Raw genomic sequence first — 15588 nt, 5'->3', positions numbered from 1 at the left:
TTTACTTTTTCTCCTTTCCTTTTGCTTCTTTTTCTCCTGAGTTATAATAATTTGGAGGGAAACCATTCAGGTTTCGCCAAATCTCGTACCATACCGAAACGGTTTCTAACAAGGCAATACTTTGTGCTCCTGCTCCAATACTTAATTCTTTTGGCCAATGACGGTCTTCTCCATCTGGCGAAATCAGTATTCGGTATTTTCCGTTTGGGCTGATAAAGTTTTCTATCGCTACCACTTTTCCTCCGTAAGTTCCGTAAGATAATCCAGGCCATCCTGAAAATACAATTCTAGGCCATCCATCAAACCAAACACGAACTTTTGCGCCTCGGTGAACCAGCGGCAAATCGATTGGGTCTACATAGGTTTCTACGGCAATATCGTATTTAGATGGCATGATACTTACAACAGGAGTTCCCTCTTTGATTGTTTCTCCAAGACCTGCCAATAAAGCACGGTTTACATAACCGCTTTGTGGCGCCGTAATATAATATAAACCATTTCTAAGTCTATAATTGGTATATTGGTTTTCTAGCTTATTTACCTGTGCTTCTGTATCGTATTGCGTGCTTAAAGCGGTAAATTTATCACTTCTCGATTTTGATATTTTTTCAGCATATTCAGCAGTAATTCTATTGATTTCTACTTTTGCATTTATCAATTCGTTTTTGCTGCTCAACAGTTTATTTTCCTGCGTAATCACATACGCTTCAGCTTCTTGCAGTTTTAATCTTTTCTGCTCGACATCGGTAAGCGGTTTTAGGCCTTCTTTGTTTAATGCAGTCGAACGGTCAAATTGTGTTTTTGCAATTCTAAGTTGTGTTTTTACCGCAACCAAATCCATACTGTCACTTTTTATTTTCAGTTGTGACTGACGGATTTTGTTTTGTGCCTGTTGCAGTTTCAATTGTCTTTCTGTGCTAAGCGACTGAGCCTGCACATCAAGAGAATTTACTTTGTCGCTATACGATTCTACGGCCATTTTTTTGGCATCAACCTGTTGTTTGGTATTGCCAACGAGATTAGGATCTAGATAATCTTCTTTAATCTCCGAAATGTAAAGTATTGTGTCTCCTTTTTTTACATAATCCCCTTCCTTTACAAACCATTTTTCAATACGGCCCGCAATAGCATTGTGAACCGTTTGCGGCCTTTGATCTGGTTTTAAAGTAGTAACAGAACCTGTACCAGAAATATTCTGTGTCCAAGGCAGAAAAAGGCATAATACTGAAAATATCAGAAATCCGATGATGACTCTGTTTAAAATTTTATAATGTGGCCTGCGGGCAACGCTTGTAATCGATTTGTATTTGCCCGGCGTTATAAGTACGTTATTATCTTTAGATATGTTGAGCATGATTAAAGCTTTATGTCGTTAATAATTTTTCCGTCATCAATCGTAATCATACGACTGCATTTGCTTTTCCAAATATCACTTTTAGAAGTCACAATAACAGTCCAGTCATTTTCTTCAGAAAGTAAAAAATCAACGATTTTACTCGAAGTAATTTCGTCCATTTTATCAACTGGATCTTCTAAGAATAAGATATTTGGTTTACCCACAATACTTCTTGCCAAAAGAATTTTTTGAACATCAGAAGCAGAAAGTTCACGACCTCCTGGATGAATTTGATTCTCCAGTCCGTTCTCAAAAGTTTTAATGTACGGCGTTAATCCAACATTATCTAAAGCCCATTTTAAATCATCGCTATTTAATTTTTCATTTCCAAAAACAATATTCTCGCGAATAGTTCCTGCAAAAAGCGTATCACCCTGCAAATACGTTCCCGCCTGTGCTCTGTATGTATCTTCGTTAAGGCGGTTCATATAGTTATCAGTCACATACATGGCTCCGCTTTCTGGCTCTAAAACACCTGAAAGCAATCGCAGCAAAGTACTTTTTCCTGCACCATTTGTTCCCGTAAGAATAATTTTTTCTCCTTGAGAGATTTTCAAATTGATATTCTTAAGCGATTTTTTGCTGTGTCCTGGATAATTGTAACTAATGCTCTCTGTCTCGATATTGATTCCTTTTTCTGTTTTGTCAGAAGTCTCAGGAATGCAAGAAGTCTCCATATCAGTCACTTGACCAATTTTTTCAACAGAAGTCAAAACGTCGTAAAATGACTCTAATCCGAAGATGATTTTTTCTACTGAGTTAATTAATAATACAATTACGATTTCAGCTGCTACGAACTGCCCTATGTTCATTTGGTGGTGAATTACCAGAAAACCACCTATTGATAATAAGGCAGCAGTAACAATTACCTTAAAAATAGTAAGCTGAATGTATTGTTTTTTCATTACCTGAAAGTGTTTTTCACGGTAATTTACATAGTTGTTTACATAGCCGTCATTTCTGTCCAGAGCATATTCGAAAGCTCCTTTTCTGCGAAAACTTTCTCTGTTTCTCGCAATTTCCTGAAGCCAAGCTGCTACTTTGTATTTAAATTTTGATTCGTTCAAACTGGTTTCTAGACCGTCTTTGTACGAAAACTTAAAAATGACATATAAAATGACAATAAATAAAAGTCCAATTACCGTAAAGAAAGAATGGTAAAGCACTAATAATATAATTCCCAGTCCGACCTGAAGAAATGCTGTACAGAAATCAAGCAAAAGTTTTGCCGTGCCTTTCTGTACCATCAAAGTATCAAAAAAGCGATTTGCCTTTTCTGGAGCATACTCTGAGTACATTTCTTTAAATTTAATCAAAGGCAGTCTGTACGCAAACTCAAATGAAGAACGCACAAAAATTCGCTGCTGCAGGTTCTCTACAATACGCAGCTGTAAAATCGTTAGTACGCCTCCAAAACCAACTCCAACCGTAACTAGAATCACAAGAATGATCCATGATACGCTTAGCTGTCCGCTTTGAATAAAATTAATAATGGCTTGGATTCCCAAAGGCAGAGAAAGATTTACTAACCCTGCAAACGCAGCATAGAAGATAATTTGATACACATCGCGCTTATCTAGCTGCAATAAGTTGTAAAATCGTTTGAATGGTGTCATGAATTTAAAGTATAAATACAAGATTATTACATAGAATAAATATACGGCAAAAACCGCATTAACAGATTAAGATTTTGAACCTAATCCTTAAAAAACAAGTATTTATGAAATCATCCGAGGAGGCGGTATGTCTATTTTACCATGAAAACTAAACGAGAAGATTGTATTATCGATGTATTTTTTTCCTTCTGATTCTACTAGAAAGTAAAAATTAGGCATTAAGGATTCTGATGAAACTAAATATTCCATTAACGGAATTCCTTTTGCTAATTTGGCTGTTTTGGTATCTTTTGTTTTGTAGTCATCCAGCTCTTCTGGAATTCCGTCACACTTAAAGATTTTTTTTAAGAAGTTGCATGTAATGCCTTTTACCGTATAGGTTTCTGCATTATCGGTAATAATTCGGCTTACACCATTTGCAATGTTTAAACTGCTGATTAAAAAATAGCCGACAAGTAACGCCTGAAGGCATTTACATAAAAAGCTATTTTTAATCTTATTCAACATACTCTAAAATGGCGTAAAGCTTAAGAAATCAAATCAATTTGAACTGAAATCCCACTGATTTAAGGCGTTTGCTATAATTATTTTAAGGGCGCAAGTTAGAGCCATTTTTTTTGCAGAACATTAAAATAACATTAGAATTTAGAATCATTCAAAAGTTTATAATTACATTAACAAGGCATTCTTACAGGCCTATCGGAATTATGTAAAGACAAACTACAATTCTATAACTCAGATGGCTATGGTCATTCTACTTTTGGTATTCGAAAATTTGATACAATTCTTTAAAAAATATATTACAAGTGTTACCGATTAAACAAATTAGATTTACAAACCATTTAATACAGAATCAAGAGATGACTTACGCAAAAAATGATTTGACCCGATTTTTAGATGCGCAAAATAAACTTTATCTGACCGCATTATCTGAAATAAAAAAAGGTAAAAAAGAAACTCATTGGATGTGGTTTATTTTTCCGCAGATCAAAGGACTTGGTAAAAGTGCTCTTTCTGATTATTATGCCGTTGCCGACCTTAAAGAAGCAACTGAATTTTTAAATCATCCGATTTTATCGAAACATTTAATTGAGATTTCTAAACTTCTTCTGACTTTAAAAAAGAAATCTGCTGAAGGAATTTTAGGAGAACTTGGTGCCAGAAAACTGCATTCTTCTATGAGCTTATTTGTACAGGTAGAAAATGCGCATCCTGTTTTTCAGGAAGTTTTAGATACTTTTTTCTACGGCCATTTGGATCAATTAACTTTGAATTTTACACAAAAAACTAGTGTTCTGCCAGACACAGTACTTTCTTAATATTCTTAGAACAAAAAAGGGAATAGCTCGTAAACTATTCCCTTTTTGATTAACAACATAATTATAAATAAAGCACAAACCCTGAACTTTAACTTTTCTCAAAATTTGAAACGCCTTTTTTAAGCCAATTCAAATATTCTTCGATATCTGGATTATAAGCTGAAGTTTCGTTGAGCGTCTCTCCGTTATGATCTACCAGAACATAAAATGGCTGTGCGTTGGTTTTGTAGGTCAGCGTTTGGAATTCACTCCATTTTTGACCAATATATTTTAATTTTTTTCCTGTTATCTGAGAAGTGACCTGCTCGCTAGGATTCAGTTCTCTTTTATCATCTACATAAAGCGAAATTAAAACCAAATCACCTTTTAAGATTTTCTGCACCTTTTCGTCAGACCAAACATTATCTTCCATCTTGCGGCAGTTCACACAAGCATGACCAGTAAAGTCTATCATAACCGGTTTCCCTATTTTTTTGGCATATTGCATACCCAAATCATAATCGGTAAAAGCCATAATATTATGCGGACCAAGCTCTGCTCCTTCTGGAAGATTTTGGGTTACTTCTTTTGAAGCGGCATTATTCAATCCGTTCGGAATTTCACTGTAATGCATTGGCGGCGGAAAGCCACTGATCATTTTAAGCGGAGCACCCCAAATGCCAGGAATTAGATAAATGGTAAAAGCCAAAACTAAAACGCCCAATCCTAATCTTCCAACGCTTATATTCGAAACTGGACTATCATGCGGCAATTGAATTTTTCCAAATAAATAAAAAGCCAACGTTCCGAAAATGGCAATCCAAATGGCTAGAAAAGCCTCTCTTTCGAGCCAATGCAATTGCAGAACCAAATCGGCATTGGAAAGAAATTTAAAAGCCAAAGCCATTTCCAAAAATCCTAAAAACACTTTAACGGAATTGAGCCAGCCTCCCGATTTTGGAAGGGAATTTAGCCAGCTTGGAAAAGCGGCAAATAAAGTAAAGGGCAAAGCCAAAGCCAAAGAAAAACCAAACATTCCGACAAAAGGCGCAATTCCGCCTCGTGAAGCCGCTTCTACCAATAAAGTGCCTACAATGGGTCCTGTACAAGAAAAAGAAACAATTGCCAAAGCCAAAGCCATAAATAATATTCCGACAATTCCGCCTCTATCTGCTTGCAAATCTACTTTGTTTGCCCATGCATTTGGCAACATAATTTCGAATGCGCCTAAAAATGAAAACGCAAAAATCATTAAAAGCACAAAAAAGATCAGATTAAACCAAACATTTGTAGAAAGCGCATTGAGCGAATCTGCTCCAAAAGCCCAAGTTACAACCGCTCCCAAAAAAATATAAATGGCAATAATGGCGATTCCGTAAAAAACGGCTTTTCTAATTCCTTGCGATTTGGTTTTACTTTGTTTGGTAAAAAAACTCACCGTCATCGGAATCATCGGGAAAACACAAGGCGTTAACAATGCTGCAAATCCAGAGAAAAACGACAATAAAAAAATCGTCCACAAACTTCTTGATTGCATCTTTGGTTCACTTTTTCTGATTTCTTTTTTAGGCGTTTTTACAATTTCTGCAGGAACGATTTCTTTTGTTTTTTCTTTTATTTCAATAACTGAAGAATCTATTGTTTCTGTTTTTATTTCTTCCTTTACAGCAGCTTCAATTAAAGTTTTCGCTTTCGCGGAAGGGCTAACGGCAAACTCCAATTCGTCTGAACTTGGCGGAAGGCAGTTTTCATCATTGCAAACCATAAATTCAACCTCAGCTTTGATTTTGAAAGGTTTTGCCGAAAGTATTTTAACGCGTTGTCTAAAAGTAGTTTCTTTTTCAAAAAACTTAATCTGCATCTTGAAAACAGGATCGTTAACCGTTTTTCCTTTTTCTTCTTTTACAGCATCAGTTAATTGAAAATCTGCGCTTTTTATAAAATTAAAATGAGTTGGAATCGGTCCTCCATCTGAAACCTCCTGACTGTATAAATGCCAGCTCGATTCTATAATGGCTTTTGCCTGCAATTCGTATTCAGTATCAGAAATTTTCTCGACACTGGTTTTCCATTTTATGGGATTATATATCTGAGCCTTTACGAATATGGAAAACAGCAGGAAAAAGCCCAGTAAAAAAATATTCTTTTTCATGGGTAAAAATCTTTAAAAAGAGGGTTGAATAGCAAAAAACAACCCTCTAAGTAATCCGCTATACAAACTAAATTGCTTACTAATTCAAAATAACTATTTGATAGGGAAATACAAATTAAACTCTAGTAAATAAAGGGGTCAGATTATTTTAATGGTTTGAAAACGATTTCATAAGAATCGGCTTTGTTCAAAAATGAATTGGCAAATTCTTGAATGTCTTTTGCAGTAATTGATTTTACAATATTTTCGTAGTTATCAGGATCATTCATATTTATTCCATCAACAAAATAACTGTAAAGCAAATAACTGCTGTACCTATTAAAGTTTTTACCGTCTTCTTTTTCTTTTAAATAATTTGTTTTTGTTTTTTCTAAATCCTCAGAAGCAATTTCTCCTTTTTTAATTTTATCAATTTCCTGATACACAATTGGAAGTAAATGTTCTACTTTATCAGCATCACAATCAAAATTAATTTCCAATTTAGCTTTTGAAATTGGCAATTTATCGATATTTGAATCAACACCTGCACCATAAGTTCCGCCTTCTTTTTCACGAAGACTTTCGGTATAACGCAAAGTCAAAATATCTCCTAAAAAAGAAGCTAATATTTTGTTTCTCTGAGTATAAGCATAGTCCTTCAAGAATGCAATTCGAACCGAGCTTTTTTCAGTTTCCATTTTTATAAAAACATCTTTATCAATTTTATTTGATGTCCATTTCGGAACTTGTGTTTTGAATTTTTCATTACGTTTAATTCCATTTATACTAGCGATATATTTTTCTAATAATGGTTTTAAAACTTCTGGCGAAACATCTCCAACAATATAAAATTCAAAATTTGAAACATCTGCAAAACGATCCAGATAGAAAGCTTTCATTTTATCAAAAGATAAATCGTCGATATATTTTTGATTGAATGGCTGTACTCGTGGGTTGTTTTTTCCATAAACCACAGCTGTTAAACTGTCGTCCATTTTTGCATTGATATCATTTGCTCTATTTTTAAGCGAATTTTGTAATCTTTGCTTTAACAGTGCATACATCTGATTATCAAATCTTGGCTGTACAAAACGCAAATGAACCAATTGCATCATCGTTTCAATATCTTTTACGTTTGCAGAACCTGAAACGGTTTCTTTAAGCGAACTGATGCTTACAGAAGAATTAACAATTTTTCCCTTTAAAACTTTATCTAAATCAACATTTGAAAGTTCGCCAACTCCAGACATCATCGCCAAAGTTGTCGTACGCCCAATTGACGGAAGATCTTGCGGCTCGTATAATGAAGTTCCTCCAAAACTTTCAGCTTTAAGCTCTACTTCTTTTTTGTTTTTATCGGCAAATTTGTAATGCACTTTAACGCCATTGCTCAATACAAAAGTGGTTGCATCGATTGCAGTTTCTTTTTTCTCCGAAACAATTTTTCCAGAATTAATTTTTAGGTTTCCTAAAAGTGTTTTTCCTTCAAAAGTATCCACATAAGGCTGTAACGAAGCATCATTTTCAGCTTTCTGAATAATATCAAAAGCTTTTTCCTGCGTTAGATTGTTTTCGTTTTCTACACCTGTAATCGCTACAACACGATTTTGTGCAGTATATAATTTACTGATTTGCCCTTGAAGAATTTTGGTGTCAACATTTTTCAAAATGTTTTTTAACATTTCAAATTCTGCTTTCGGGTCGGCAATTACTTCGTGGTTCAGATAATCATCTTTTACCATTCCGATAACTTGTTTATGCGGAATCTCATTTAGCTTTTCTAAATAATTTTCGTAGCCCGAAATAGTTTCTGTAATGGCTCTTTCAATTTCTCCTTTAGAAAAACCAAATTTGTAGGCGCGAACCCATTCATTCATTACCATCGCAAAAGCTTCAGCTTGTTTTTCTGGTTTCGGAGAAACGTTCAAAATCCACATATCATTCAAACGCGTGTAGTTTTGATATCCGATTGATGCACTTTTAAAAGGGCATTCTTGTTTCTGCGCCATTTCTGCCAAACGATTATTTAAGATAGAAAAAGCAAGGCTTCTTTGTGTCGATTTCTCTAATTCTGCATAATCATTCGTCGATTTTTCGGCTGTATGGCGAATCATAAAACTTATGTTTGAAGCCGAAATTTCTTTGTCTAAAGCCAGTTTAAAAGTTGGTTCTACTCTTTCTGGAATGGCAATTTCAAAACGTTTTTTAGGATTTATAGTTGTCGGAATGTCTGCAAAAAGCTTCTTGATTTTTGCTTCGATTTCGTCTGCATTGATATCTCCCACAATTGCGATTGCTTGCAAATCTGGACGATACCAATCTTTATAAAAATCTTTTAAAACCTGATATTTAAAGTTCTTTACAATGTCCATATCGCCAATCGGCATACGATCTGCATAAAGCGAATTGTTGTAATAATACGGCGCCAACTGATTATAAATTCTCGCTCTTGCATTTTGTCTCGTACGCCATTCTTCGGTAATTACACCGCGTTCAGCATCGATTTCTTCATTCGTAAGAGATAAAAAATTTGACCAATCATGCAAAACCAATAAACAAGTATCGACAACTCCGCCATCTTTTGACGGAATATTATCTAGATTGTAAACCGTCTCGTCTGTGCTTGTGTAAGCGTTGATATTTTTCCCGAAAACGGCACCTTGTTTTTGAAGCGTATTCAAGATTCCTTTTCCTTCAAAATGTTTCGTTCCGTTAAACGCCATGTGTTCTAGGAAATGCGCCAGACCTTTCTGCTGATCGTTTTCTAAAATCGAACCTACATTCTGAATGATATAGTAACTTGCCGTATTTTTATTGACATCTGTCGGATAAATATAATACGTCATTCCGTTTGGCAGCACTCCCTTTTTTATTTTCTGGTTGACCGCAATTGGTTCTGTTGCTTTAAAGTTTTGCGCTTGCGCGAAAGTTAAACTTCCGATAAAAAGAAGTAAAACTGATATTTTTTTGCTGTATTTCATAAAGCTATTAATTAACCTTTCAATAATTTATCCAGTTGCACTCTCAACTCTGGATTTGACGGACGAAGCGCATCGGCATTGATAATATTTCCTTTTGTGTCAAACAATAAAAATCTTGGAATCGCATTTACGTCATAATTTTTTGCCACATCAGAACCAAAATCTTTATCGGCCATTAATTGAATCCCTTTTAATTGTTCTTTAGTAACAAAATCTTTCCATTTTTGTGCGTCTTTTGGTTTATCCAATGAAAGACTTACAAAAACGATATTTTTTCCGTGATAATCTTCCTCGATTTTTTTCATGTGTGGAATCTCTGCTTTACAAGGTCCGCACCAAGTTGCCCACAAATCTATGTACACAAATTTACCTTTAAAATCTGAAAACGAAACTGGTTTATCGTTGATGTCTTTATAAGTAAAATCCAACCCTTTTTGACCCACATTTTTATGCAATACTTTTTCATATTCTAATAAAAATGCTTTACTCGCGTCAGAAATCATAAAAGGTTTAATGGTTGGAGCAATTTTTTCGTATTCTTCAATTTTCATTCTTGAAGTGGCAACTTCTTCACGAAGGTATGCATCCTTTAAAGCTGGATCTGTAATATGAGTAATTGATTCTGTTAAGTCCAAACGTTTTGGCTTCTCACCACCATTAATGCTTACATAGAAAAAATAATTGGTCATTAAAGAAACTCCATTCGCTAATTTTAACAAATCAGGATCTGTAAATTTCTTGTCTGTCATCCAAGTTTTAATCACTGCCGGACGATCGTCTTTGTCTGGAAACACAGATCTTGGCATTCTGAAAAAAGTATAGGTCAGTTCTTCAACATCTGTTGCAACAGCCAATTTTAATAGTTTATTGAAATTGGCATCTTTCGTTTTAATTGATTTAGAAAATTCATCTGCTTTAGCAAGACCTTTATCAATGAACGGATAAAATTCTACATACGATACATTTTCACCCAAACGTGCAAATGGCGCAAATTCGTTATAGATTTCATTTGCTTTTTGCACCAAAGCATTTTGTCCGATATTCTTTCCGCTTAAAACATAATTTGTTTTATTGATTACCAAATTTAAGTCTAGTTTAGGTTCTAAATACAAACGAATTAACTGGTTTCTGCTTTTAAATTGCCCGTAATCTACATAATAAAAGCCAGCAGCTGAAACTGGTGTCATAAAGCCGAATTCCCCCAGCGAATTGACTTTTGCGGTAGCAGCAACGACTGGTTTTCCATCTTCAACATTGTAAAGCGTAATTTCTTTTGTTTTTAAATCTGGAATTGAAATTGTTCCTCTAATTACTGCATATTCTGAAAGATTGGCAGCAAAACTCATTTGAACCGTGATGAAGGTCAAAATGAAATAAAAAATGTGTTTTTTCATTGTTTCTTTGTTTTTTGTTGATAGTTTTAAATTGAAATTCTCATAGATTGATCGCCTTGTTCTATAATAAAATCTTTGCTTTCTTTAGTTTCTTTCAGCTTTTTAAGATTTTCAGGATTCAATAAATCCTTGGCTTCAAAATCATTGATTTGCGTGACTTTAGCATCAACTTTCACTTTCTTCAAATCTTCATTTTCCTGATCTATAATTCTCTTTATCAAAAGATTTTGGTTTTCGTCAAAGTCTAAAATAAGTCCGCTTAAATAGAAAGAAGATGTCTTTTTGAAATTTTTATTGGGTTCTAGATAAACCGTTTTATCCAACAAATTGATTGTAAAATTGAATCGTCGGATTAAATCGATTCCAAGAGAACCATCGGCGAAAGCCCAGTTTTTATTGGCTTCGTCATATTCCTGCAAAGCAATCGTTACGTTTGGAAAATTGTTTCCATTTATAGCAACATTTGGAATAGTTCCTCCTACAATTCCAGTTTGTTTTCCTAAACTGAAATTGACTGATTTATACTCGGTTTTTAGACTTGCTTCGAGATTGTTTTTATGATTGAAAGGTCCGTAAGCTATAAAATCATAACCTGCTCCAGTATCAAAAGTGAAACTGCCTTCGACTGTTTTTTTATCTTCAAAAGTCAGATTCATTTTTACTACCGGAAGCCCCGATTTATAATCAAAAACTAATGGTTTTGCTTTTCCCCAATACTTAAAATTTCCGAAATTGTACAAGTCAATTGTCATCGTATCAAAGTTGACCGATGTGATATAATTTCTAAGCAGGTTTGCACCGAATAATCCGTCGTAAACACCGTGTTTCGGAAAAATAACCAAACCTTGATTTTTAAGAACTTGATCGCCAATGTAAATGGTGTTATCCGCAGAATACTGCACTTGCTGACTTCCGCCAACTACAGACGCCGATTTACTTTTGGTAACGACAACTCCAGCTTTGTACGCGCTGTCTGGATTGAGCGCCATTCCGTCTGCGCCAGTATCAAAAAGCATTAAAAATTCGCGGTCGCCTTTGTTTAGTTTTATTTTAATGGCAATTCCATTTTCTATAATTTCAAACGGAATGCTTGCTACTTGTTTTACTTGCGCATGTCTGTCAACTTTGTATAAAGAATCGAAAAAAGTCACGTACAGCATTTTATTTTCTGAATTGAAAACAATTTGAGACGGCTTTTTTTCTTTTCCATTAAAACAAAAATCTACCAAGACAAAAGTTTCATTTTTAATCGCCACAGATTTTCCAATCTGAATGGAATCTAAAGCTGGAAATGCTTTGAAAATTCCGTTCAAATAAAATTCGTTTGAAGAAGAATCTCCTACACCAACAGTAAATTGTGGTGCCAGAAGATCTTTAATTTCATTATAACTTTTGTTCTGAAAAGCTTTTTCGAAAGTTTTAATAGATTTCTGAATGCTGTTTTGAGCCTGAATTGTACAGCCAAAAATGAGTATTAAAAAGAATAGTATCTTTTTCATTTCGAGTTACTTTTGTGCTGCATTTGGTTTCACTACAACTTTTTCTACACCAAAATCTTTTAACAAAATGCCAGAATATTTTGTAAACTCTTCTGGCATATAAAGTTCTTTAGAATCATTTACTAATTCTGTAAATCCTTTTAAATCGTTCTTTTTTTCGAACTCTTTTTTCTTGCGCTGTAAAATGGTAAACACATGGTTTGTAACGCTCCATCTTCCGTAATCTGTCGCGAATTTTTTACTGTTAAAAAGAAATGCATCATCATATTGTTTTCCTACTCGTAATCCTGTAATAATTACAAAAGAAACTTCGTCAGAAGCTGCTCCAGATTTTAAATATGTATCGATAACATCAAAAGGAACATTTCTCTTTCCATTTAAATAAGCTTCTTTGTAAAAATCAGGATAATCTTTTTCCTGAATTTCTGGGCTATACTTTTTGAAAGTTCCTTTTTTAGCCGCTTCTTTAGCGTTTTGAAGCAAGGATGTAAATTGCTCTACGTTATGGAAACCGCCTGCAATGTCAATTATTTTTCCATCGGCATTCATCAATAAAAAAGTTGGAAATCCAGTTACGCCATATTTCATGCATAGCTTTTTACCGATTTCTTCTTTCAAAATATCTGATTTGAAAGTGACAAAATCAGCGTTTAAAAGTGCTGTTACTTTTGGATCAGGAAACACTTCTTTATCCATTTGCGCGCATGGCATACAGCCTGTAAAATACAAATCGACAAAAATTAATTTTTTCTCTGTTTGCGCTTGTTTTTTAGCTTGTTCCCAACTTTCTTGAGTGGATTGTGCTTGTGCTTTTAAGGCAATAGATGGACAGGCAAGCAGCAAAACTGCGCTTGCGATTTTAAAAAAACGTTTCATAAAATGTGGGTTATTCAGCCGAATGAATTTTAAAAATTCATTCGGCTTTGAGTTATCAATCTTTAATTATCTAGCACGGTATGCAACATCAACAATTTTACACAATCCTGAATAACTATAATCAAGTACCAAATCTCCATTTACAGGAGGAACAGTAAATAATTCTAGTTTTCCTACTGAACCATTGTAACTTCCAACAATTAATTTTTTATTGTATAATTTATTGGCTCTTGCATTACAATCCAGATAAGTGATTTCTTCACTTCCTTTGTCCAGCATTAATTTTGCAGACTGAGTTCCATTATCATACTCATATAGTTTTCCTCCAACTGCATAAAACAAATAACCAGAATCTGGACTTACAGCAAATTTGGTCGCTTTATCAAAATCTGGAGCATTCAAGATTTCTTTATAATACGTTTGCGCAAAAGCTTTATTAAATCTCAACAAATGAAATTTACCTGTTGTAATATTTCTTAAGACCGCAAAATTTTCATAAGAATTGTAAGCTGACGTAGTCATAAACACTAGATCGCAATTGGTATTGTTCCAATCCAAAACAGTTGGAGAACCAACAACTGGAGGCATTATAGAACAATTTCCTTTTACTACATTCATACGAACAAAACGACGCAAATCTTTATCAAATAAAACTGGAGGACCACCGTATCCCTGATTCTCCGCTATAAAAGGCGCTGCATAAAAAGGTTTTGTTTCTGTATCCAAGATATTGTTTGGCAAACCATATCTAACTTGCTGCACTTTTATGTAACTATACACATTTCCTTTGCTGTAAATAATGTTTTCTGCAGGGCCAGCAGATTTCATAAAATCAACACCAAAATTGGTATCAAAAGCACCACCAACACTTTCGTAAGCAATATTTTGAGATTGCGTCCATGCGAAAGAATCTGGCTCTAATCTTGCTGTACCTGTTTCTGTAGAAGTAACATAAATTCCATAAGCAGTAGAAGTGGCAAGGGCTGAGCCAAAACATTCTACATCGACAGCTTTACCACTTAATTTTAGAGCTGAACCTGCAGCATCTAAAACATCTGTAATAACACGTGTTGTTCCGTTTGGTATTATAGAAACCATATCTAATCTTGCTTTTCCATCAACATCACCTACCACAAGCCAGCCTTCATAAATAGCCGAAACTACATTCAATGTAAAATAGTCCTGCTTCTTTGTAACCCCAGTAACTTTGTCAGTAATTAAAAACTCCGTTTGCCAAGTAACTCCAGTAACTTTATCTGTAATTAGGTAATAAATCTTGTACTGTCCAGGAGACAATTTTATTGGGGCATCAAAATCTTTCGTCGTGCCTATAACAGTTCTAGTTCCTTTTAACGCAACCCATTCAAATGTATAGCGATTAGGATCAGTCCCATCATCTTTGGTAGGATTTAAATTTGGAGATATTTTAAAACTTTCTCCTGTATAAACAGTATACTCATTATCGATACCTGTTACATTTAAAGTATTAATATCAGTATAATTGTAATTACCTTCATCGCTTACGCAACTGCTCGCTAAGATCAATAGGAGCATTACAGCGATTTTAATTTGTATCTTTTTAATCATTTTAATATGTTTTATATGAAATGAATTTGATAATTTATGGAAGGAACATTTCTGTGCCATCTTCTTCGTAGATTGTATTTCCAGATTTCTTCTGATCGGCTAAGTAACGTTTCATGAAATTTTGATAATACGTAACATCTGGAACTGTTAATCCAGGAGAACCCAATTTCTGGGCAAACATTTCTGGCTCTAAGTCCATGAGCTCACACATTAAAAAGAATTTTTTGGCAGTAAAAACACCCAAATAAGCGGCAAACCATCCAGGTGGCTGTGTTAATTTATCATCGAAAGTTATTTTACAACGAACAAAACTCATGGTTTTTCCCGTAATAGAATTCACCACTTTTGTCTGCATTTTTGTGGTAAACCATTCATTTTCTTCAAGGTTTAAAACCAGTGTATATTGATTAGTTTTCATATCTGGAGTTCTAAAAAAAGTAACTTCAACCGTATCAACATGTTTTCCTGCATGAAGGTAAATTTCTTTAGGAAGAGAGAAATGAGTTTCTTCAATCGCAGTGCTTGATGGATCTACAGTAAGTTTTACTTTTCTATCTACATCACTTAGGTTTCCTTGAACCCTAATTGGAATTTTAAAAATTCTTCCTGTAATAGTCGGTCTGTCTAAACTGAAACTAAAACCCGTACTGTCACGAACAGGTTCACTAATTCCGTTAGGCGCGTATAAGGCATTAGAAAAATAAATGTTATCAGTATCTTGGTATGTTTCGATTTCTTCTTTCTCGCAAGATGTAAATCCTAAAAAAGAAACGAAGATTATACTTAAAATCAATATCTTATTCATATTTA

Annotated in this window: 11 protein-coding genes; 1 reads left to right on the top strand and 10 read right to left on the bottom strand. The window is 34.4% G+C overall.

Going from position 1 to position 15588, the window contains the following annotated elements; genetic code table 11:
• Window position 1: 1 nt before the first annotated feature.
• The 3 genes from GR162_RS10690 to GR162_RS10680 all read right to left on the bottom strand — a co-directional run bounded on the left by GR162_RS10690 (window position 2) and on the right by GR162_RS10680 (window position 3519).
• Complete coding sequence (locus GR162_RS10690; protein WP_008468361.1) at window positions 2-1354, bottom strand: HlyD family secretion protein; 1353 nt, start codon at window positions 1352-1354, stop codon at window positions 2-4.
• A gap of 2 nt (window positions 1355-1356) precedes the next feature.
• The gene (locus tag GR162_RS10685) at window positions 1357-3012 is read right to left on the bottom strand and encodes a peptidase domain-containing ABC transporter (RefSeq protein WP_066033900.1); all 1656 of its coding nucleotides are present in this window, start codon (window positions 3010-3012) and stop codon (window positions 1357-1359) included.
• A 102-nt stretch (window positions 3013-3114) separates the two neighbouring features.
• Entirely contained in the window at window positions 3115-3519 is a 405-nt protein-coding gene (locus GR162_RS10680) for a hypothetical protein (protein WP_008468358.1), read from the bottom strand.
• Window positions 3520-3872: 353 nt separating this feature from the next.
• On the opposite strand from GR162_RS10680, the gene GR162_RS10675 reads away from it, so the two are divergent.
• Window positions 3873-4331, top strand: a complete 459-nt coding sequence (locus GR162_RS10675; RefSeq protein WP_066033899.1) for a DUF1810 domain-containing protein — start codon at window positions 3873-3875, stop codon at window positions 4329-4331.
• 88 nt (window positions 4332-4419) lie between these two features.
• Here GR162_RS10675 and GR162_RS10670 read toward each other — a convergent pair whose 3' ends face one another.
• The 7 genes from GR162_RS10670 to GR162_RS10640 form a co-directional block, all read right to left on the bottom strand.
• Window positions 4420-6462, bottom strand: a complete 2043-nt coding sequence (locus GR162_RS10670) for a protein-disulfide reductase DsbD (protein WP_160782138.1) — start codon at window positions 6460-6462, stop codon at window positions 4420-4422.
• 143 nt (window positions 6463-6605) lie between these two features.
• Window positions 6606-9422 carry a pitrilysin family protein gene (locus tag GR162_RS10665; protein WP_160782137.1) on the bottom strand — a complete coding sequence of 939 codons (2817 nt, stop codon included), beginning with the start codon at window positions 9420-9422 and terminating at the stop codon, window positions 6606-6608.
• Window positions 9423-9433: 11 nt separating this feature from the next.
• On the bottom strand, window positions 9434-10816 hold the full coding sequence (locus GR162_RS22265; protein WP_237421350.1) for a TlpA disulfide reductase family protein: 1383 nt from the start codon (window positions 10814-10816) through the stop codon (window positions 9434-9436).
• Between the two features lie 26 nt (window positions 10817-10842).
• Window positions 10843-12315 (bottom strand): aspartyl protease family protein, encoded by a 1473-nt coding sequence (locus GR162_RS10655; protein WP_160782136.1) that lies wholly within the window; start codon window positions 12313-12315, stop codon window positions 10843-10845.
• 6 nt (window positions 12316-12321) lie between these two features.
• Entirely contained in the window at window positions 12322-13191 is an 870-nt protein-coding gene (locus tag GR162_RS10650; protein ID WP_160782135.1) for a thioredoxin fold domain-containing protein, read from the bottom strand.
• A gap of 66 nt (window positions 13192-13257) precedes the next feature.
• Window positions 13258-14778, bottom strand: a complete 1521-nt coding sequence (locus GR162_RS10645; RefSeq protein ID WP_160782134.1) for a PKD-like family lipoprotein — start codon at window positions 14776-14778, stop codon at window positions 13258-13260.
• A gap of 34 nt (window positions 14779-14812) precedes the next feature.
• Window positions 14813-15583, bottom strand: a complete 771-nt coding sequence (locus GR162_RS10640; protein WP_160782133.1) for a DUF4843 domain-containing protein — start codon at window positions 15581-15583, stop codon at window positions 14813-14815.
• Window positions 15584-15588 lie beyond the last annotated feature (5 nt).

The organism is Flavobacterium sp. HBTb2-11-1 (assembly GCF_009826975.1).
GTDB lineage: Bacteria > Bacteroidota > Bacteroidia > Flavobacteriales > Flavobacteriaceae > Flavobacterium.
The sequence above is the reverse complement of the archived record's forward strand: the minus strand, read 5'-3'. Positions and strand labels throughout refer to the sequence as shown.